This is a genomic window from Pseudomonas sp. IT-93MI4 (assembly GCF_949767635.1).
Lineage (GTDB): Bacteria > Pseudomonadota > Gammaproteobacteria > Pseudomonadales > Pseudomonadaceae > Aquipseudomonas > Aquipseudomonas putida_A.
Genome location: NZ_CATKPP010000055.1, coordinates 36,294 through 55,136, shown reverse-complemented (window position 1 = coordinate 55,136; position 18,843 = coordinate 36,294). Strand labels below are relative to the sequence as shown.

General features: G+C 60.4%; 20 protein-coding genes and 1 tRNA gene. 15 read left to right on the top strand and 6 right to left on the bottom strand.

Annotated elements, in window-relative coordinates:
* The first annotated feature begins 58 nt into the window (after positions 1–58).
* The 10 genes from ACM6I7_RS21225 to ACM6I7_RS21180 are packed head-to-tail and all read left to right on the top strand — an operon-like array spanning position 59 to position 8,764.
* A complete protein-coding gene (locus ACM6I7_RS21225; protein WP_414889229.1) occupies positions 59–1,021 on the top strand; it encodes a YbgA family protein in 963 nt (320 codons plus the stop codon).
* On the top strand, positions 1,021–1,962 hold the full coding sequence (locus tag ACM6I7_RS21220; RefSeq protein WP_096797277.1) for a MerR family transcriptional regulator: 942 nt from the start codon (positions 1,021–1,023) through the stop codon (positions 1,960–1,962). Before ACM6I7_RS21225 ends, ACM6I7_RS21220 begins: the two co-directional genes overlap by 1 nt.
* A gap of 11 nt (positions 1,963–1,973) precedes the next feature.
* Positions 1,974–3,419: a deoxyribodipyrimidine photo-lyase gene (phrB, locus tag ACM6I7_RS21215; protein WP_098968454.1), complete on the top strand. Its 1,446-nt coding sequence runs from the start codon at positions 1,974–1,976 to the stop codon at positions 3,417–3,419.
* Positions 3,412–3,834, top strand: coding sequence for a nuclear transport factor 2 family protein (locus ACM6I7_RS21210; RefSeq protein WP_027612224.1), 423 nt, complete (start codon positions 3,412–3,414; stop codon positions 3,832–3,834). Before phrB ends, ACM6I7_RS21210 begins: the two co-directional genes overlap by 8 nt.
* Positions 3,831–4,613, top strand: a complete 783-nt coding sequence (locus ACM6I7_RS21205; RefSeq protein WP_027612225.1) for an SDR family NAD(P)-dependent oxidoreductase — start codon at positions 3,831–3,833, stop codon at positions 4,611–4,613. Before ACM6I7_RS21210 ends, ACM6I7_RS21205 begins: the two co-directional genes overlap by 4 nt.
* Entirely contained in the window at positions 4,610–5,857 is a 1,248-nt protein-coding gene (locus tag ACM6I7_RS21200) for an NAD(P)/FAD-dependent oxidoreductase (protein WP_346651769.1), read from the top strand. Before ACM6I7_RS21205 ends, ACM6I7_RS21200 begins: the two co-directional genes overlap by 4 nt.
* Positions 5,854–6,669 (top strand): DUF1365 domain-containing protein, encoded by an 816-nt coding sequence (locus ACM6I7_RS21195; RefSeq protein WP_097086241.1) that lies wholly within the window; start codon positions 5,854–5,856, stop codon positions 6,667–6,669. Before ACM6I7_RS21200 ends, ACM6I7_RS21195 begins: the two co-directional genes overlap by 4 nt.
* On the top strand, positions 6,656–7,921 hold the full coding sequence (locus ACM6I7_RS21190) for an SAM-dependent methyltransferase (RefSeq protein ID WP_096797281.1): 1,266 nt from the start codon (positions 6,656–6,658) through the stop codon (positions 7,919–7,921). The genes ACM6I7_RS21195 and ACM6I7_RS21190 overlap by 14 nt, the downstream gene beginning before the upstream one ends.
* Positions 7,914–8,405 carry a DUF2878 domain-containing protein gene (locus ACM6I7_RS21185; RefSeq protein ID WP_414889228.1) on the top strand — a complete coding sequence of 164 codons (492 nt, stop codon included), beginning with the start codon at positions 7,914–7,916 and terminating at the stop codon, positions 8,403–8,405. The genes ACM6I7_RS21190 and ACM6I7_RS21185 overlap by 8 nt, the downstream gene beginning before the upstream one ends.
* Positions 8,406–8,458: 53 nt before the next feature.
* Entirely contained in the window at positions 8,459–8,764 is a 306-nt protein-coding gene (locus tag ACM6I7_RS21180; protein ID WP_007967664.1) for a YkgJ family cysteine cluster protein, read from the top strand.
* 131 nt (positions 8,765–8,895) lie between these two features.
* Here the strand turns inward: ACM6I7_RS21180 and ACM6I7_RS21175 are convergent, their stop codons facing one another.
* The 6 genes from ACM6I7_RS21175 to hemA all read right to left on the bottom strand — a co-directional run bounded on the left by ACM6I7_RS21175 (position 8,896) and on the right by hemA (position 14,256).
* Positions 8,896–9,414: an acyloxyacyl hydrolase gene (locus ACM6I7_RS21175; protein ID WP_027612230.1), complete on the bottom strand. Its 519-nt coding sequence runs from the start codon at positions 9,412–9,414 to the stop codon at positions 8,896–8,898.
* Positions 9,415–9,526: 112 nt separating this feature from the next.
* Entirely contained in the window at positions 9,527–10,318 is a 792-nt protein-coding gene (gene murI, locus ACM6I7_RS21170) for a glutamate racemase (RefSeq protein WP_115988911.1), read from the bottom strand.
* Positions 10,311–11,066, bottom strand: coding sequence for a molybdopterin-synthase adenylyltransferase MoeB (locus ACM6I7_RS21165; RefSeq protein WP_336841224.1), 756 nt, complete (start codon positions 11,064–11,066; stop codon positions 10,311–10,313). Before ACM6I7_RS21165 ends, murI begins: the two co-directional genes overlap by 8 nt.
* Positions 11,060–11,890 (bottom strand): peptide chain release factor N(5)-glutamine methyltransferase, encoded by an 831-nt coding sequence (gene prmC, locus ACM6I7_RS21160; protein WP_098965581.1) that lies wholly within the window; start codon positions 11,888–11,890, stop codon positions 11,060–11,062. Before prmC ends, ACM6I7_RS21165 begins: the two co-directional genes overlap by 7 nt.
* Positions 11,891–12,973 (bottom strand): peptide chain release factor 1, encoded by a 1,083-nt coding sequence (prfA, locus tag ACM6I7_RS21155; RefSeq protein ID WP_027612234.1) that lies wholly within the window; start codon positions 12,971–12,973, stop codon positions 11,891–11,893.
* Entirely contained in the window at positions 12,970–14,256 is a 1,287-nt protein-coding gene (gene hemA, locus ACM6I7_RS21150) for a glutamyl-tRNA reductase (protein ID WP_064589169.1), read from the bottom strand. The genes prfA and hemA overlap by 4 nt, the downstream gene beginning before the upstream one ends.
* A 182-nt stretch (positions 14,257–14,438) precedes the next feature.
* On the opposite strand from hemA, the gene ACM6I7_RS21145 reads away from it, so the two are divergent.
* The 5 genes from ACM6I7_RS21145 to ACM6I7_RS21125 all read left to right on the top strand — a co-directional run bounded on the left by ACM6I7_RS21145 (position 14,439) and on the right by ACM6I7_RS21125 (position 18,738).
* A complete protein-coding gene (locus ACM6I7_RS21145) occupies positions 14,439–16,163 on the top strand; it encodes a tetratricopeptide repeat protein (protein WP_414889227.1) in 1,725 nt (574 codons plus the stop codon).
* A gap of 3 nt (positions 16,164–16,166) precedes the next feature.
* Positions 16,167–16,784, top strand: a complete 618-nt coding sequence (gene lolB, locus ACM6I7_RS21140) for a lipoprotein insertase outer membrane protein LolB (RefSeq protein WP_150368471.1) — start codon at positions 16,167–16,169, stop codon at positions 16,782–16,784.
* 3 nt (positions 16,785–16,787) lie between these two features.
* Positions 16,788–17,639, top strand: a complete 852-nt coding sequence (gene ispE / locus ACM6I7_RS21135) for a 4-(cytidine 5'-diphospho)-2-C-methyl-D-erythritol kinase (protein ID WP_414889226.1) — start codon at positions 16,788–16,790, stop codon at positions 17,637–17,639.
* Positions 17,640–17,676: 37 nt separating this feature from the next.
* Positions 17,677–17,751, top strand: a tRNA-Gln gene (locus ACM6I7_RS21130).
* Between the two features lie 45 nt (positions 17,752–17,796).
* Positions 17,797–18,738: a ribose-phosphate pyrophosphokinase gene (locus ACM6I7_RS21125; RefSeq protein WP_003171603.1), complete on the top strand. Its 942-nt coding sequence runs from the start codon at positions 17,797–17,799 to the stop codon at positions 18,736–18,738.
* Positions 18,739–18,843 lie beyond the last annotated feature (105 nt).

Genomic DNA, 18,843 nt, shown 5'->3' with positions numbered 1-18,843 from the left:
TGCTGAGGAAAAGTTGTACAGAGATAAATATCTGTACAGGAATAGATTCGAGGTGTGCATGTCCGATCTTTCTGCTTCCCGGCCCAAAATCGCCATCAGCGCCTGCCTGATGGGCGCCGAAGTGCGCTACAACGGCGGGCACAAGGAATCGCGGTTGTGCAGCCGCACCCTTGCCGAGTATTTCGAATTCGTGCCGGTATGTCCGGAAGTCGCGATTGGCCTGGGCATCCCACGCGAACCGATCCGCCTGGTTGGCGATCCCGATGCTCCTGAAGCTATCGGTACGGTCAATCCGCAAATCAATGTCACCGAACCACTGGCAGCCTACGGGCAGAAAATGGCCGGCGAGCTCAATGACATCTGCGGCTATATCTTCATGCAGCAGTCGCCTTCGTGCGGTCTGGAGCGGGTCAAGGTCTATCACGCCAACGGCGCGCCGGTGAACGGCGGCGGCCGTGGCATCTACGCTCAGGCGTTCTGTGCGCAGCACTCTGACCTGCCGGTGGAAGAAGCCGGACGCCTGAACGATCCGGTGTTGCGGGAAAACTTCATCACCCGCGTGCTCGCCTACAGCGCCTGGCAGCAGGTGCTCGAACAAGGCTTGAGCCGCCGCGCACTGACCGAATTCCACTCACGCTACAAATACCTGCTGATGGCACACAACCCTGAGCAATACAAAGCCTTGGGCAAACTGCTGGGCAACATGGCCAAGACCGATCCGGTCGAACTCGGCCCGCGCTATTTCAGCGAGTTGATGAGCGCGTTGAAGAAATGCGCTACCCGCCGCACCCACAGCAACGTGCTGCAACACATCAGCGGCTACCTGAAACAGGCGATCAGCCCGGAAGACAAACAGGAAATGCAGCATGTCATCGGCCAGTACCGCCACGGCATCGTGCCGCTGGTGGTGCCATTGACTCTGCTCAAACACCACTTTCGCCAACACCCGGATCCGTACATTGCGCGGCAGGTCTACTTGCAGCCGCATCCGGAAAACCTCAGCCTGCGAAACGCCATTTGATGAACGACAAACTCGACACCAGCGCCCAGGAAGACCTGGGTGCCGACTTCAAGAAAGCCCTCGACGAAGGCTGGCTGCCGATCCGCGAAGTAGCGCGGCAGACCGGGGTCAACGCCATCACCCTGCGCGCCTGGGAGCGCCGTTACGGGTTGATCGTGCCGCAGCGCACGCCCAAGGGCCATCGCCTGTATTCCAGCGAACATGTGCAACGAATCCTGACCATCCTGACCTGGCTTAATCGAGGCGTGGCTGTCAGTCAGGTCAAACCGTTGCTCGATGCTCCGCAAGCCTTTACCGAGACGGTGGAAAACGACTGGCAACGGCAGCGCCAGTCCTTGCTCGGCGCCGTCATCCAGCTCAATGAGCGCAACCTCGACGACAGCATCAACCAGGCCATGGCCCTGTACCCGCCACGCACCCTGTGCGAGCAATTACTCCTGCCGCTGCTGGCCGAACTCGAGCAGCGCTGGCAAGGCCAGTTCGGCGCACAGATGGAACGGGTGTTCTTTTATTCCTGGTTACGCAGCAAATTCGGCGCGCGCATCTACCATAACAATCGGCAATTACACGCTGCGCCGTTGCTGCTGATCAATCACTCGGACCTGGCACTGGAACCTCACCTGTGGCTATGCGCGTGGCTGATCAGCAGCGCCGACTGCCCGGTGCAAGTGTTCGACTGGCCGCTACCGGCCGGAGAACTGGCGCTGGCGGTCGATCATCTGCAAGCGCGGGGAGTGCTGCTGTATTCCAGCAAGGCGATGAATCTGGCGCAGCTGCCAAAACTGCTGAATGGCATCGGCACTGCAAAAATGCTCGTCGGACCAACGGTATGCATCCACCAGACCGAGTTGTCCGTAAGAACCCCTGAGATCGCTGATCTGATCCTGGCCGAAGACCCGCTCTCGGCACATCAGGAACTGGTTCAGCGTGGGCTGATTTAATGGAAACCGCGATGCAATTGATCTGGCTGCGCAGCGACTTGCGCCAACATGACAACACCGCCCTCGCGGCCGCCGCAGCGCGCGGTCCGACGGTTGCCGTGTATCTGTTGAGCCCGCAGCAATGGCTGGAACATGACGACGCCGCGTGCAAGGTCGACTTCTGGCTGCGCAACCTGCGTGAGCTGAGCAGTCGCCTCGGCGAGCTGAACATCCCGTTGCTGCTGCGCACCGCCAATCATTGGGATCAGGCCCCGGCGGTGCTGCTCGAACTTTGTGTGCAATTGAATATTCAAGCTGTGCACGTCAACGAAGAATATGGCATCCACGAAAGCCAGCGCGACGCCGCGGTGGCGGTGGCCCTGAAGACCAAAGGCATCGCTTTCCACAGCTACCTTGACCAACTGCTGTTCAAGCCCGGCACGGTACTGACCAAAACCGAAACCTACTTTCAGGTGTTCAGCCAGTTCCGCAAGGTCTGCTATGAACGCCTGCACCGCTCGATGCCGGCGCTGGTCAAGACGCCCGGCAAACAGGCAAAGCTGAACATCGACAGCGATCCGGTGCCGGCATCCGTCGCCGGTTTTGCAACGCCGAGCGAGTCTTTGCGCACACTGTGGCCGGCCGGCGAACAGGAAGCCCGGCGCCGTCTCGACACCTTCGCCGACGCGCAGATCGACTACTACCAGAGCGAACGCGACTTCCCGGCCAAACCCGGCACCAGTCAACTTTCCGCGTACCTCGCCGCCGGGGTGATTTCGCCGCGCCAATGCCTGCATGCGGCCTTGCAAAGCAATCAGGGCGAGTTCGACAGCGGCAAGGTCGGCGCGGTGACCTGGATCAACGAGCTGCTGTGGCGCGAGTTCTACAAACACATTCTGGTCGGCTACCCACGGGTTTCGCGCCACCGCGCATTTCGCCCGGAAACCGAAGCCCTGGCCTGGCGTGATGCGCCGGACGATCTGGCGGCCTGGCAAGAGGCGCGCACCGGTTTGCCGATCATCGATGCGGCCATGCGCCAACTGCTGGAAACCGGCTGGATGCACAACCGTCTGCGGATGATTGTGGCGATGTTCCTGACCAAGAATCTACTGATCGACTGGCGTGAAGGCGAGCGCTTTTTCATGCGCCACCTGATCGACGGCGATCTGGCGGCGAACAACGGTGGCTGGCAATGGAGTTCTTCGACCGGCACCGATTCGGCGCCGTACTTCCGCATCTTCAATCCGCTGAGCCAATCGGAAAAATTCGACAGCGAAGGCCTGTTCATCAAGCACTGGCTGCCTGAGCTGGCCGGCCTGAACAAGAAGGAAGTACACAACCCGGCCAGCGCCGGCGGACTGTTCGGCGTGGCGGATTATCCGGCGCCGATCGTCAATCTCGGCGCTTCGCGCGAACGCGCGCTGGCGGCGTTCAAGAACCTGCCGTCGCGCTCGTCTATGGAAGAAGTTCATGAGTGAATTCCTGCGCCGCTTCGCCCGCCAGTTCGCCGAGTTGAACAAAGACAACTTGCAACGTCTGGGCGAGCTGTACAGCGATGACATTCACTTCACCGACCCGCTGCATGAAGTGCAGGGGCTGGTGCAACTGCGACATTACTTCAGCGAGCTGTACGCCAACGTCAGCGAACTGCGCTTCGATTTCCACGGCTTCGACCAGATCGCTGACGGTGAAGGTTACCTGCGCTGGGTCATGAGTTACCGCCACCCGCGTCTGGCCGGTGGTCAATTGATTCGCGTCGCCGGGTGTTCGCACCTGCTGTGGCGCGACAAGGTTTATCGCCACCGGGATTATTTCGATGCCGGGGCCATGCTGTATGAACATTTACCCGTATTGGGCCGGGTGATCGCCTGGTTGAAAAGGAGAATGGGATGAGTCGTACACCTCCACGGCGTTATTGGCTGACCGGTGCCAGCAGTGGCATCGGCGCAGCACTGGCTGAAGAGATTCTGAAAAGCGGCGCGCATCTGGCTGTCAGTTCGCGTCAGGTGGCACCGCTCAAAGTGCTGTCGCAACGTTATCCGGGGCAAGTGCTGGTGGTGGCCGGCGATCTGACCAACAGTCAGACCGTGCGCGAAATCGGCCAGCAGATCGAACAGGCCTGGGGCTCGCTCGACAGCGTGATTCTCAATGCCGGCACCTGCGAGTACGTCGATGCGCGACAGTTCGATGCCTCGATCATCGAACATGTGGTGCGCACCAACCTGCTCGCCAGCAGTTACTGCATCGAAGCGGCCCTGCCGTTGCTGCGCAAAGGCACCGCGCCGCATCTGATCGGCATGGCCAGCTCAGTCACCTACCTGCCGCTGCCCCGAGCCGAAGCCTACGGCGCGTCGAAAGCCGGGCTGCGCTATCTGTTCGAATCGCTGCGGATCGACCTGGCCGTCGAGGGCATCGATGTCACCATCATCAGCCCGGGTTTTGTCGAAACCCCGCTGACCGCCAAGAACGACTTCCCGATGCCGTTGAGCTGGCCTGTGGATAAAGCGGCGCGGCATATTTTCGCCAAACTCAAGGATCGTCCGCTGGAGATCGCCTTTCCGGCACTGTTCATGGCGGCGCTGTGGCCATTGTCGAAGCTGCCGGCGCGCCTGCAACTGGCGATCGGCAAGCGCATGGTGCGCAGCAACCCACCGCTGCGAGACCCGATATGAAGATTGCCATTGTCGGCAGCGGAATCGCCGGCCTGACCTGCGCTCACCTGCTCAATCGCCGACACGACATCACGGTGTTCGAGGCCAGCGACTGGGTCGGCGGTCACACGCACACCGTGCAGGTAACCGTCGATGGCCGCGAATACGCGGTCGACACTGGGTTCATCGTGTTCAACGACTGGACCTATCCGAACTTCATTCGATTGCTCGGCCAGCTCGGTGTGTCGTTCAAACCGACGGAAATGAGCTTCTCGGTCACCGACCCGGACACCGGTCTGGAATACAACGGCAACAACCTCAACAGCCTCTTCGCCCAGCGCAGCAACCTGCTGTCCCCGGGGTTTTGGGGCATGTTGCGCGACATCCTGCGCTTCAATAAAGAAGCCCAGCGCGACCTCGCCGAACAACGCATTGCCGCCGATACCACGCTCGACGATTACCTCAAGGCTGGCGGTTATGGCGAACGTTTCATCCTGCATTACATCGTGCCGATGGGCTCGGCGATCTGGTCGATGCCGATGGCCGAGATGCTCAATTTCCCGCTGCAATTCTTTGTGCGCTTCTTCAAGAATCATGGCCTGCTGTCAGTCAGTGATCGCCCGCAATGGCAGGTGATCGAGGGCGGCTCCAGTGCCTATGTCGCGCCACTGACCGCAGCGTTCCAGGACAAGATCCGCCTCAGTTGCCCGGTGACGCGCATCGATCGCGATGAACACGGCGTGGTTATCCACAGCCCGGCCGGCATCGAGCGTTTCGACAAAGTCGTGCTTGCCTGCCACAGCGACCAGGCCCTGCAATTGCTTGGCACGCCAAGCCAGGCGGAACGCTCGATCCTCGGCGCCCTGCCCTATGCCGATAACGAAGTCGTGCTGCATACCGATACCCGTCTGCTGCCGACCCGCAAACTGGCGTGGGCCAGCTGGAACTATCGCTTGAGCGGCGCCGGCCATACCCACGCGGCCGTCACTTACGACATGAACATCCTGCAGGGCATTCAGAGCGACACCACGTTCTGCGTCAGCCTCAATCAGAGCGCCGGGATCAGCCCGTTCAAGGTGCTCGCCAAATACACCTACGCCCACCCGCAATTCAGCCTCGCGGCTGTGGCGGCGCAATACCGCTGGGCCGAACTCGACGGTCAGCAGCACACCCATTATTGCGGCGCCTACTGGGCCAACGGCTTTCATGAGGACGGCGTGGTCAGCGCGTTGCGCGTGGCCGCCGCGTTCGGGGAAAGCTTATGAACAGCGCCCTGTACAGCGGCTGGATTGGCCATCGGCGCTTTTCGCCCAGACGCCACGAATTCCGTTACCGGATCGGTCTGTTGTACCTCGATCTGGCGGAACAGGACGCCGTGTTCGGCCTGTCACCGTTTGCCAGTCGCAGCCGCTTTGCACCGTTTTCGTTTCGCGAAACCGACTACCTGAAAACCTTCACCGGCAGCGGCATGCGCCTGATCGACGCGGTGCGCCAGCAAGTCGGCGTCGCCATCGGCCATCAACCGCAGGGTTCGATCTGCCTGCTGACCCAACCGCGCAGTTGGGGTCTGGCGTTCAATCCGGTGAGTTTCTTTTATTGCCACGAGGCCGACGGGCAACTGGCGGCGATTCTCTGCGAAGTCACCAACACGCCGTGGCGCGAGCGTTATCACTACGTGCTGCCGGCCCGCACACCGACCGACCTGCAAGACTTTCACCAGCACTTCGCCGTGGCCAAGGCCTTTCATGTCTCGCCGTTTTTGCCGCGCGATCTCGAGTACCGCATGAGCTTCAGCCCGGCTGCGCAAAACCTCGGCGTGCACATGGCCGACTGGCAGGGTGAGCACAAGCTGTTCGACGCCACGCTCAATCTGCAGCGCGAACCCCTCGACCGCCACAGCCTGCACCGCTACTTGCGACGTTTTCCGTGGATGACCGCGAAAACCTGCCTGGCGATTTATTGGCAAGCCGTGCGCCTGTTGCTCAAGCGTGCTCCGATTTTTGCTCATCAGGCTGCCGACGGCAGCTTCCAGATCGCCACTGTGCCTCCCAAGGAGCACCGCCATGAAATCCTCTAGCCTGTCGGTCAGTCGCTTCAGCACCAACGGTTTGACCGGTTCGCTGCTGCGTCGCGGCGTTTTGCGGCAACTCAGTCAGCTCAAACACGGGCAATTGCTGGTGGTCGAGGATGGCGAACGCCTGATGTTCGGCACGCCGGGCAGCCACCTGCTCGGCGAAATCCATGTGCAGGATGCAGCGGTGTGGGGCATGGTCGCCGGCAACGGATCGATTGGTGCCGGCGAAGCGTTTATCCACGGTTACTGGAGTTCGCCGGACCTGACGGCGGTCGTGCGCGTGTTCGTCAGCAACCTCGACGTGCTCGACGCCATGGAGCGCGGTCTGGCCCGCCTCAGCCGGCCGCTGGTGCAAGGCCTGCACTGGCTCAACCGCAACACGCGCAAGGGGTCGCAGAAAAACATCGCGGCGCACTATGACCTCGGCAACGATCTGTTCGAACAGTTTCTCGACCCGACCATGATGTATTCGGCGGCGCAGTTCCTCAGCCCCGACGACAGCCTGGAACAGGCTCAGTTGAACAAGCTGGAACGGATCTGCCAGAAGCTCGCGCTCAAACCCGAAGATCACCTGCTGGAGATCGGCACCGGTTGGGGCAGCATGGCGCTCTACGCCGCGCAGCATTACGGTTGCCGTGTCACCACCACGACGCTGTCGAAAGAGCAGTACGCGTTTACCGCCAGGCGCATTGAAGCACTGGGGTTGCAGGATCGGGTAACACTGCTGCTCACCGACTACCGCGACCTCACCGGCGAATACGACAAACTGGTGTCGATCGAGATGATCGAAGCGGTCGGTCACCGCTTCCTGCCCACCTATTTCAAGCAATGCGCGCACCTGCTCAAGAGCAACGGCCTGATGCTGTTGCAGGCGATCACCATCCGCGAGCAGCGCTACGAGCAGGCCAAGCGCGGCGTCGACTTCATCCAGCGCTACATCTTCCCCGGCGGCGCCCTGCCCTGCGTGCAGAAGATGCTCGAAGTGGTCAGCCGCGAGACCGATATGAACCTGCTGCACATGGAAGATTTCGGCCTGCACTACGCCCGCACCCTGCGCCTGTGGCACGAAAACTTTCGCCGCGCCCATGGCCGTTTGAGCGAGTTAGGTTACGACGATTACTTCCTGCGACTGTGGGAGTTTTACCTGTGCTACTGCGAGGGCGGGTTTCTGGAGCGCACCATCGGCACCGCGCAACTGCTGCTGGCCAAACCGGCCGCGATGCCGGCGCCGTTGCTCGGACGCTTCGATGCTTGAGCGGCTGACCAATGCCGTGCTGTTCCAGGTCGGCTGGCTGGCCTGCGTGCTCGGTGGCGACAGTCTGTGGCTGCTGCTGGTGCTGGCGGTGCTGGTGATTCATCTGGGCTGGATCAGCAGTTGGGCGGAGGAAGGTCGTTTGATCCTCAGCGTGGTGCTTGTCGGTACAGCCGTAGACAGTCTGTTGCGCGCTGCCGGCGTGTTCGAATTCCAGGACCTGTCGCCACTGATTCCGCTGTGGCTGATGCTGCTCTGGGCCTTGCTCGCCACCACGTTGCGGCACTGCCTGCAATGGAGCGCCCGCCCGTGGTGGCTGGCCAGCGGACTCGGTGCAGTGGGCGGCGCCGTGTCCTATTACGGCGGCGGACAGCTGGCCGGCGTGCAATTTCCTTACGGTGAAGTGCCAACCCTGATCGGCATCGGCCTGCTGTGGGCGCTGCTGTTTCCGCTGCTGCATGTCATGGCACGGCGCCTGAGCCACTGAGCGTCTGTCAGGCCTTTCACACAGCAACCGGTGGCTGCCTTACACTGCGCAGCATGAAAACCATTCCCCACCAGCAAATCACCGAGCCAGCGGTCACCTGTTCGACCTGCGCAGCGTGCTGTTGCCAGCTCGAAGTGATGCTGATCACCGACACCGGCGTGCCCGAACGCTTTATCGATACCGATGAGTGGGGTGGTGAAGTGATGCTGCGTCTGGACGACGGCTGGTGCGCGGCGCTGGATCGCGACAGCATGATGTGCACGATCTATGAGAAACGTCCGCTGATCTGTCGCGAATTCGAGATGGGTGCACCGGAGTGCATTGAAGAACGCAAAGGCATTGCCACTGCCTACCGTTGATTCCGAAAAACACTACTGAAACAAATGTAGGAGTGAGCCTGCTCGCGATTGCGGAGTACCAGTCAAACAAATGTTGGCTGACACTCCGCAATCGCGAGCAGGCTCACTCCTACAGAGGTTATGTGTAGCGCTTACAGCGGCATCGTGTAATGCAGCGCGTAGCTTTCTACACCGTCGTTGCTGCTGGCCAGGCCGGCGTTGGAATAGTGCGTTGCACGAATCCCCACTTCATGCCCGCCATTGAAGCGCAGACCAAAACCGATACGGTCTTCGAACTGGAAAGAGCCGCCGATGTTGTTGCTTTCATATTTGGTGTTGGAGAACGCTGCGACACCAATGCCCGCTTCAACATACGGCTTGACCGACTGACCGGCAAACTCGTAAACGAATACCGGGGAGAACGACAGGCTGTTGTTGCTGGAAGTCTTGTCACCTTCCCAGTAAGTGTAAGCGCCGCTCCAGTAACCGGTCAGGCGACCGACATCACTTTGCAGCCAGCTTTTGTCCCAATCGAAATTCATGCCCAGGCGATAAGTCATGGTCGAATCGCTGGTCGCACCCACTGCAAATTCAACACCTGCAGCCTGCGCGGTAATACTTTGCCCCATCAGTGCGGCCGCAATCGCGGCCAAGCAGAATAGTCGCTTCACTTTGAAACTTCCTTTTCCGGAACGATCGTTTGGTTTTCTAGATAACTCATCGCTATAGAAGCTAGCGCCTGATTAGAAGTTCAGCTGTTTTTTTAGTTATTTCACATTTTTTTTACAAGCTGAATTTTTCGACGTCGCCGGCAACCTGACCCAGCAGGGGCAGGGTCTTGCGGAAGAACGCGGGGTCGGCACTGGTCCAGAATCTGACCGGGCGGTTCGGCCCTTCGGCGAGCAGATCACGTTCGGCCAGCAACCGTTGCAGTTGCCGCGCTACGGCTGCGCCAGTGTCAATCAGGCTGATGCTGTCGGGAATCATCGTCTTGAGCATCGGCTTGAGAAACGGATAGTGAGTGCAACCGAGAATGATCGTGTCGCAACCGTTGGCCAGCAGGGGGTCGACGTAATGCTGCAGCAACGTGCGCAACTCGGCACTGTGCAGATCACCGCTTTCAATCAGTTCCACCAGACCGGGGCACGGCTGGGTGATGACGCGAACGTCAGCGGCGAAGCGATCGAGCAACGCGGCGAACTTGGCACTCTGCAACGTGCCGGTGGTGGCGAGTACGCCAACCACACCGCTGCGGGTGGCGGCAGCTGCGGGTTTGACCGCTGGCTCCATGCCAACGATCGGCCATTCGGGGAAATCACGGCGCAGATCGGCAACAGCGGCCACCGTCGCCGTGTTGCAGGCGATCACCAGGGCCTTGGCGCCCTGCTCCCGGAAAAAACCGGCCATCACATTGCAGCGCTGGCGGATGAACTCCGGAGTTTTCTCGCCGTAGGGAATATGCCCGCAATCGGCGAAATACAGCAGGGATTCATGGGGCAGCAAACGCTGGATTTCAGCCAGTACCGACAAGCCGCCGACACCGGAATCGAACACCGCGATCGGCGCCTCACGCATGCTGCGAACCACAGACGCTGCACCCCGGATCGCGCTTGACCCGCAGTTCACGAAAGCGCGAACCCAGTGCATCGATCAACAGCAAACGACCCACCAACGGTTCGCCAAAACCGACCAGCACTTTCAACGCTTCAAGCGCCTGCAGGCTGCCGACCAGCCCCACCAGCGGCCCGACCACACCGGCCTCGCTGCAGGTCAGTTCGGCTTCGCTGCCATGCCCGTACAGGCAGTGGTAGCACGGACTTTCCGGGCGACGCAGGTCGAATACCGACAACTGCCCTTCCAGACGAATCGCCGCGCCGCTGACCAGCGGTTTGCGTGCAGCCACACACGCGGCGTTGACCGCCTCGCGAGTGGAGAAGTTATCGGAACAGTCGAGCACCAGATCCACCGCAGTCACCACGGCGGCCAGGGAATCCTCGTCCAGCGCCTGACGATGAGGCACCAGTTTAATCTCGGGATTGATCGCGCTCAGGCGCTTGAGCGCCGAGTCGACCTTGCTCATGCCGACGCTGTCGGTGTCATGAATGATCTGGCGCTGCAGGTTGGTCAGGTCGACCGTGTCGAAATCCGCCAGATGCAACTCACCGACACCCGCCGCCGCCAGATACAGCGCGACCGGGGCGCCGAGACCGCCGAGGCCGACGATCAGCACGCGGCTGTCTTTCAGCTTCAGTTGCCCATCGATATCGATGTGTTGCAGCAGAATCTGCCGGCTGTAGCGCAGCAATTCCTGATCATTCAGCACGGCAGGCGCCCCAGGCTGATCCGTTGATGGCCGCCCAGATCGGTGCGGCTGTGGACTTGTTCAAAACCACGGGTGAGCAACAGATCACGCACGGCTTCGGCTTGATCATAGCCGTGTTCGAGCATCAGCCAGCCGCCGGCTTCCAGATGATCCGGGGCCTGGGCAACGATCAGGCGCAGATCGTCGAGCCCGTCGACACCGGCCACCAGCGCACTGGCCGGTTCGAAGCGCACGTCGCCCTCGACCAGATGCGGGTCGGCAGCCGCGATGTACGGCGGGTTGCTGATGATCAGGTTGAAACGTTGACCTTCGAGGGCGCTGAACCAGTGGCTGCTCAGCACCGTGGCGTTGTTCAGGTTCAAGCGCTGACGGTTGCGTTCGGCAAGGGCCACGGCTTCCAGCACGCGGTCCACCGCCGTGACGTTCCATGCCGGGCGTTCGCTGGCCAAGGCCAGGGCAATCGCGCCGCTGCCGGTGCCCAGATCGAGGACTTTCGCCGGCGTTGCCGCCAGCAGCTCCAACGCGGCCTCGACCAGCAATTCGGTGTCCGGGCGCGGGATCAGAGTGTGCGGCGCCACTTCCAGATCGAGCTTCCAGAACCCCTGCTGACCAAGGATGTAGGCCACCGGCTCGCCACTTCGACGCCGTTGCAGGTACTCGGTAAAAATCAGCACCGCTTCGCTGGGTACGATGCGCTCGGGCCAGGTGTGCAGGAAGCTTCGCGATTTGCCCAGTGCCGCTGCCAGGAGCAATTCGGCATCCAGGCGCGCGGTGGGCGAGTCCGGCAATTCGGCAGCGCGCAACAGACTGGCAATGATGGTCATTTATTCACCTATCGCTGCAAGCTGGTCGGCCTGGTATTCGGCCAGCAAAGGCTCGATCACCGCTTCAACGCCACCGGCGAGGATTTCATCGAGGGAGTACAGGGTCAGGTTGACGCGATGGTCAGTGACCCGGCCCTGGGCAAAGTTGTACGTGCGAATGCGCTCGGAACGGTCACCGGAACCGACCAACAACTTACGCTCGCTGGCAATCGCATTCGCCGCCGCTGCGGTTTGCTGATCGTTGAGTTTGGCCGACAGCCAGGCCATCGCCCGGGCACGGTTCTTGTGCTGGGAACGTTCTTCCTGACACTCGACGACGGTGCCGGTCGGTATGTGCGTGATGCGGATCGCCGAGTCGGTGGTGTTGACGTGCTGACCACCGGCCCCGGAGGAGCGGTAAGTGTCGACACGCAGATCCGCCGGGTTGATCTCGATGGCTTCCCGTTCGTCCGGCTCGGGCAACACCGCCACGGTGCAGGCCGAGGTGTGGATACGGCCCTGGGATTCGGTGGCGGGTACACGCTGTACGCGGTGCGCGCCGGACTCGAATTTCAGCTTGCCGTAAACGTTGTCGCCTTCAATGCGTGCGATGACTTCTTTATAGCCACCGTGCTCGCCTTCGTTTTCCGAAAGAATCTCCACGCGCCAGCCACGTCGTTCGGCGTAACGCGAGTACATGCGGAACAGATCGCCGGAGAAGATCGCCGCCTCGTCGCCACCGGTACCGGCGCGAATTTCGAGAAAGACGTTACGCCCGTCATTGGGATCCTTGGGCAGCAACATGCGCTGCAGATCATCTTCCAGCCTGATCAGCAATTCCTTGGCTTCGCGGACTTCTTCCACAGCCATTTCACGCATGTCCGGGTCGCTGTCCTTGAGCAGCGCCTGGGCGCCTTCAAGATCACTTTGTACGCCGAGCAGCTTTTTGTAGCCTTGTACCACCGGCTCGAGTTCGGCGTATTCCTTGGAATAGGCGCGGAATTTGGCCTGATCGGCAATGACTTCGCCGTCGCCGAGCAGCGCGGTCAGTTCCTCGAAACGGTCCTGGAGGGTGTCCAGCTTGTTGAGCAGTGACGCTTTCATTGCGGTTTTTTATCCGAAAAACTATCCGGTGAGCCCTCGAGGGCGAAGAGTTCCTGGGCCATGGCCAGCGCATCGAGGCGGCCTTCGGCAGAAAGCTTTTTCAATTGCACGCTGGGCGCATGCAGCAGTTTATTGGTCAGGCCACGGGCCAGTTGCCCGAGCACCTCTTCGGCGTTGCCGCCATTGGCCAGCAGGCGCAGGGCTTTTTGCAGCTCCTCGTCGCGCAGGCGTTCGCTCTGTTGCCGATAGGCCTTGAGCACATCGACCGCTGCCAGCTCACGCAGGCGCACCATGAAATCGTCGGCGCCGACCGAGACCATCTCTTCCGCCGCCTGGGCAGCGCCCTGACGACTCTTGAGGTTCTCGGCGACCACTTCGTGCAGATCGTCGACGCTGTACAGATAAACGTCGTCGAGTTCGCCGACTTCCGGCTCGATGTCGCGCGGTACGGCGATGTCGACCATGAAGATCGGTTTGTGCTTGCGCTGCTTCAGCGCGCTTTCCACCGCGCCCTTGCCGAGGATCGGCAACTGGCTGGCGGTCGAACTGATCACGATATCGCTGCGCACCAGTTCCGCCGGAATGTCCGAGAGCAGCACCGCGTGCGCGCCGAACTGCTCGGCCAGCAGGCTGGCACGCTCCAGCGTACGGTTGGCGACCACGATGCGCTTGACCCCCAGCTCGTGCAAATGGCGGGCGACCAGCGTGATGGTCTCGCCGGCGCCGATCAACAGAGCCTGGCTGCGCTGCAAATCACTGAAAATCTGTTTGGCCAGGCTGACGGCGGCAAACGCCACGGACACCGGGTTTTCGCCGATGGCGGTGTCGGTACGCACTTGCTTGGCGGCATTGAACGTCGCTTGAAACAGCCGCCCCAGCAGCGGGCCGATGGTCCCGGCCTCGCGAGCCACGGCGTAAGCCGATTTCATCTGGCCGAGAATCTGCGGTTCGCCCAGCACCAGCGAGTCGAGCCCGGAGGCGACGCGCATCATGTGACGAACTGCCGCATCATCTTCATGCACATAAGCACTCGCGCGCAGCTCATCGAGGCTTAAATGGTGATAATCGGCCAGCCAGCGCAGAACCAGATCAGCCGAAACCTGATCCTGTTCTATATACAGCTCACTGCGATTGCAGGTGGAGAGGATCGCAGCTTCGCGGCTGTCGGTGAGTCGGCAGAGCTGCTGCAAGGCCTCCACCAGCTGCTCAGGGGTAAAGGCCACGCGCTCGCGGACGTCTACTGAAGCAGTCTTGTGGTTAATACCGAGTGCAAGGAAGGCCATTCAAGGTCGCTGATGGTGACGTGAAGCCGGCAATTGTCCTACTTCGTCAGATTCAGAACAACTACCGCTGACTATTGTCCCAATTGTCGGCCACTATAAAGGCCACATTCGAGACTCGGTTATGTTTGGCCGAAGGCTTGTGTCATGATGATCCGACCGCAGGTTAGTCGTCCTCTTCCTATATGAATAGATCTTCCGCGTTGCTCCTTGCTTTTGTCTTCCTCAGCGGCTGCCAGGCCATGGCACCCGTTTCGCCGGACGGTACCCCGCCGGTCGAAGACACCGCGTCCCCGCCTGAAAAACCCAAGGTTTACAGCTCGTTCAGCGAGGAAACCGTTTTCAGCCTGCTGAGCGCCGAACTCGCCGGCCAGCGCAATCGGTTCGACATTGCCCTGGACAACTACGTGACCCAGGCGATCAATACTCAGGACCCGGGGGTTTCCGAGCGCGCGTTCCGCATCGCCGAATACCTCGGTGCCGACCAGCCTGCGCTGGATACCGCACTGATCTGGGCAAAAAACGCTCCGGACGACCTCGAAGCGCAACGCGCCGCCGCCGTGCAACTGGCCCGCGCCGGGCGTTATGACGACTCCATGGTTTATATGGAGAAAGTCCTGCAGGGCAAGGGCGACACCCATTTCGACTTCCTCGCGCTGTCGGCCGCCGATACCGATCAGGAAACCCGCAACGGCCTGATGAAAAGTTTCGACCGTCTGCTACAGCGCCACCCGAAGAACAGCCAGCTGATTTTCGGCAAGGCCCTGCTGCTGCAACAGGACGGCGACAATAAAGCCGCCCTGACACTGCTCGAAGACAACCCGCCGGAAGAAGGCGAGATTGCGCCGATCCTGCTGCGCGCGCGTCTGCTGCAAACCATGAATCGTGGCGACGAAGCCCTGCCGCTGTTGCGGAAAAGCATCAAGAAATACCCGGACGACAAACGCCTGCGCCTGACTTATGCGCGCACGCTGGTTGAACAGGACCGGATGGATGACGCCAAGGTCGAGTTCTCCACCCTGGTTCAGCAATACCCCGAAGACGATGAACTGCGTTACTCGCTGGCACTGGTGTGCCTGGAAGCCAAGGCCTGGGACGAGGCCAAGGGTTACCTGGAAGACCTGATCGCCCGCGAAAGCCACGTCGATTCGGCGCACCTGAACCTCGGTCGCATCGCCGAAGAACGCAACGATCCGCAGGGTGCGCTGATCGAATACGCGCAGGTCGGCCCGGGCAACGACTACCTGCCGGCGCAACTGCGTCAGGCCGATATTCTGATGAACAACGGCAAGACCGCCGAAGCCCAGAGCAAACTCGCCGCCGAGCGCGATGCCCAGCCGGATTACGCGATCCAGCTGTATCTGATCGAATCCGAAACCCTGTCGGCCAACAAACAGGACGACAAGGCCTGGAAAACGCTGGATAAAGCCTTGCAGCAATACCCGGACGATCTGAATCTGCTCTACACCCGGGCCATGCTCGCGGAAAAACGCAATGATCTGGCACAGATGGAAAAAGACCTGCGCCTGATCATCAAGCGCGACCCGGACAACGCCATGGCGCTCAATGCGCTGGGCTACACCCTGTCCGATCGCACCACCCGCTACGCTGAAGCCAAGGCCCTGATCGAACAGGCGCACCAGATCAATCCGGAAGACCCGGCGGTACTCGACAGCCTCGGCTGGGTGAATTTCCGCATGGGCAATCTGGACGACGCCGAGAAATACCTGCGTCAGGCCCTCGAGCGTTTCCCGGACCACGAAGTCGCCGCGCACTTGGGCGAAGTTCTCTGGGTCAAGGGCAATCAGCGCGAAGCCAAACAAGTCTGGGGCAAGTACCTCAAAGATCAGCCCGACAGCATCATCCTGCGCAGCACCATCAAGCGCCTGACCGGATCCGAGACTCTTTAACTCATGTTTTTGCGCCACGTTATTGTTTTCAGTTTCATCGCCCTGCTCGCCGGTTGCGCGGGCTTCGGCGCTCGCGAATCGGTCGGGGGCCACGGCAGTCCGGCTCAGTGGGCCGCAAACAAACAACAGCTGACCGGCCTCGACGGCTGGCAGATCGACGGCAAGATCGGCATCCGTGCACCGAAAGATTCCGGCAGCGGCACGCTGTTCTGGCTACAACGCCAGGACTACTACGACATTCGCCTGTCCGGCCCGCTGGGTCGTGGCGCGGCGCGTCTGACCGGGCGCCCGGGCAAGGTCTCGCTGGAAGTCGCCAATCAGGGCCGCTATGACTCCGAGTCGCCGGAAGCGCTGCTCGAAGAGCAACTCGGCTGGAAGCTGCCGGTGTCGAATCTGGCCTGGTGGGTCCGTGGCCTGCCGGCACCCAGCAGCAAAAGTCGTCTGACCCTCGATAACGACAGTCGCCTGGCCAATCTGGAACAGGACGGCTGGAAGGTCGAGTACCTCAGCTACGCCGAGCAAAATGGTTACTGGCTGCCCGAGCGGATCAAGCTGCACGGCACCGATCTGGACGTAACGCTGGTGATCAAGACCTGGCAACCGCGTAAATTGGGGCAATAACGCATGACCGCTCCACGCCTGACGCTGCCGTCGCCGGCCAAGCTCAACCTGATGCTGCACATTCTCGGGCGCCGCGCGGACGGCTACCACGAATTGCAGACGCTGTTTCAGTTTGTCGATTACGGCGACGAAATCACCTTCGCCGTGCGCGATGACGGCGTGATTCATCTGCACACCGAATTCGCTGGCGTGCCCCACGACAGCAACCTGATCGTGCGCGCGGCGAAAATGCTGCAGCAACAGTCCGGCTGCACACTCGGCATCGACATCTGGATCGACAAGGTGCTGCCCATGGGCGGCGGCATCGGTGGCGGCAGCTCGAATGCCGCGACCACCCTGCTCGGCCTCAATCACTTGTGGCAATTGGGCTGGGATGAAGATCGCCTCGCCGCGCTGGGCCTGTCGCTCGGCGCCGACGTGCCGGTTTTCGTCCGTGGTCACGCGGCTTTTGCCGAGGGCGTGGGCGAGAAACTGACCCCGGTCGAGCCCGAAGAACCGTGGTATCTGGTGCTTGTGCCGCAAGTCTCTGTAAGTACGGCAGAAATTTTTTCCGATCCTTTGTTGACACGTAACACGCCGCCCATTAAAGTGCGCCCCGTTCCCGAGGGAAACAGTCGAAATGACTGCTTGCCGGTGGTTGCAAGGCGTTATCCAGAAGTACGTAACGCATTGGATTTGTTAGGTAAATTTACCGAAGCAAAACTTACCGGAACTGGAAGTTGTGTGTTTGGGGGCTTCCCAAGCAAAGCTGAAGCTGATAAAGTCTCGGCCCTTCTGACAGAGACCCTTACAGGGTTTGTAGCGAAAGGAAGCAACGTTTCGATGTTGCATCGCAAGCTGCAAAGTCTGCTCTAAAAGGAATCAAGTGCCAGGCACTTGAAGCAACAGATACAGGGGCGTCGCCAAGCGGTAAGGCAGCAGGTTTTGATCCTGCCATGCGTTGGTTCGAATCCAGCCGCCCCTGCCATTTTCTATACTCATCCAGGTTACCCTCAGCCTCTAGGTACTGCGCGTGTCCAAGATGATGGTCTTTACGGGGAACGCTAACCCCGATCTGGCTCGGCGTGTTGTACGTCAGCTGCATATCCCTCTCGGTGACATCTCTGTCGGTAAGTTCTCCGACGGCGAAATTACTGCCGAGATCAATGAAAACGTTCGCGGTAAAGACGTTTTCATTATTCAGCCGACTTGCGCTCCGACCAACGATAACCTGATGGAACTGGTAGTGATGGCTGATGCCTTCCGCCGCTCCTCGGCTACTCGTATTACTGCTGTTATTCCTTATTTTGGTTATGCCCGTCAGGATCGCCGTCCGCGTTCCGCACGTGTGGCTATCAGCGCGAAAGTCGTTGCTGACATGCTCACCGTAGTCGGCATCGACCGTGTTCTCACGGTTGATCTGCATGCTGACCAGATTCAGGGCTTCTTCGATATTCCGGTAGATAACATCTACGGCTCCCCGGTTCTGGTGGATGACATTGAAGATCAGCGCTTCGAAAACCTGATGATCGTGTCCCCGGACATTGGTGGCGTCGTGCGTGCACGGGCCGTTGCCAAATCCCTGGGCGTGGATCTCGGGATCATCGACAAACGCCGTGAGAAAGCCAATCACTCTGAAGTGATGCATATCATCGGTGATGTCGAAGGGCGTACCTGCATTCTGGTCGATGACATGGTCGATACCGCCGGCACTCTGTGCCACGCGGCCAAGGCCCTGAAAGAGCATGGCGCAGCCAAGGTCTTTGCCTACTGCACACACCCTGTGCTGTCGGGTCGGGCCATCGAGAATATCGAAAATTCCGTGCTGGACGAGCTGGTGGTGACTAACACCATCCCGCTGTCCGCTGCAGCACAAGCCTGTGCACGTATCCGTCAACTGGATATCGCACCGGTTGTTGCCGAAGCGGTTCGCCGCATCAGCAATGAAGAATCGATCAGCGCGATGTTCCGTTAAGGGCCCTGCCCTTCTCGAAATGTCTCGTTGACGAAAAGCGCCCCGCCCCGGCATTCCTGTCGGGGCGGGGCTTTTTTGCCCATACCGTGTTTGGCGCTGGTCGCA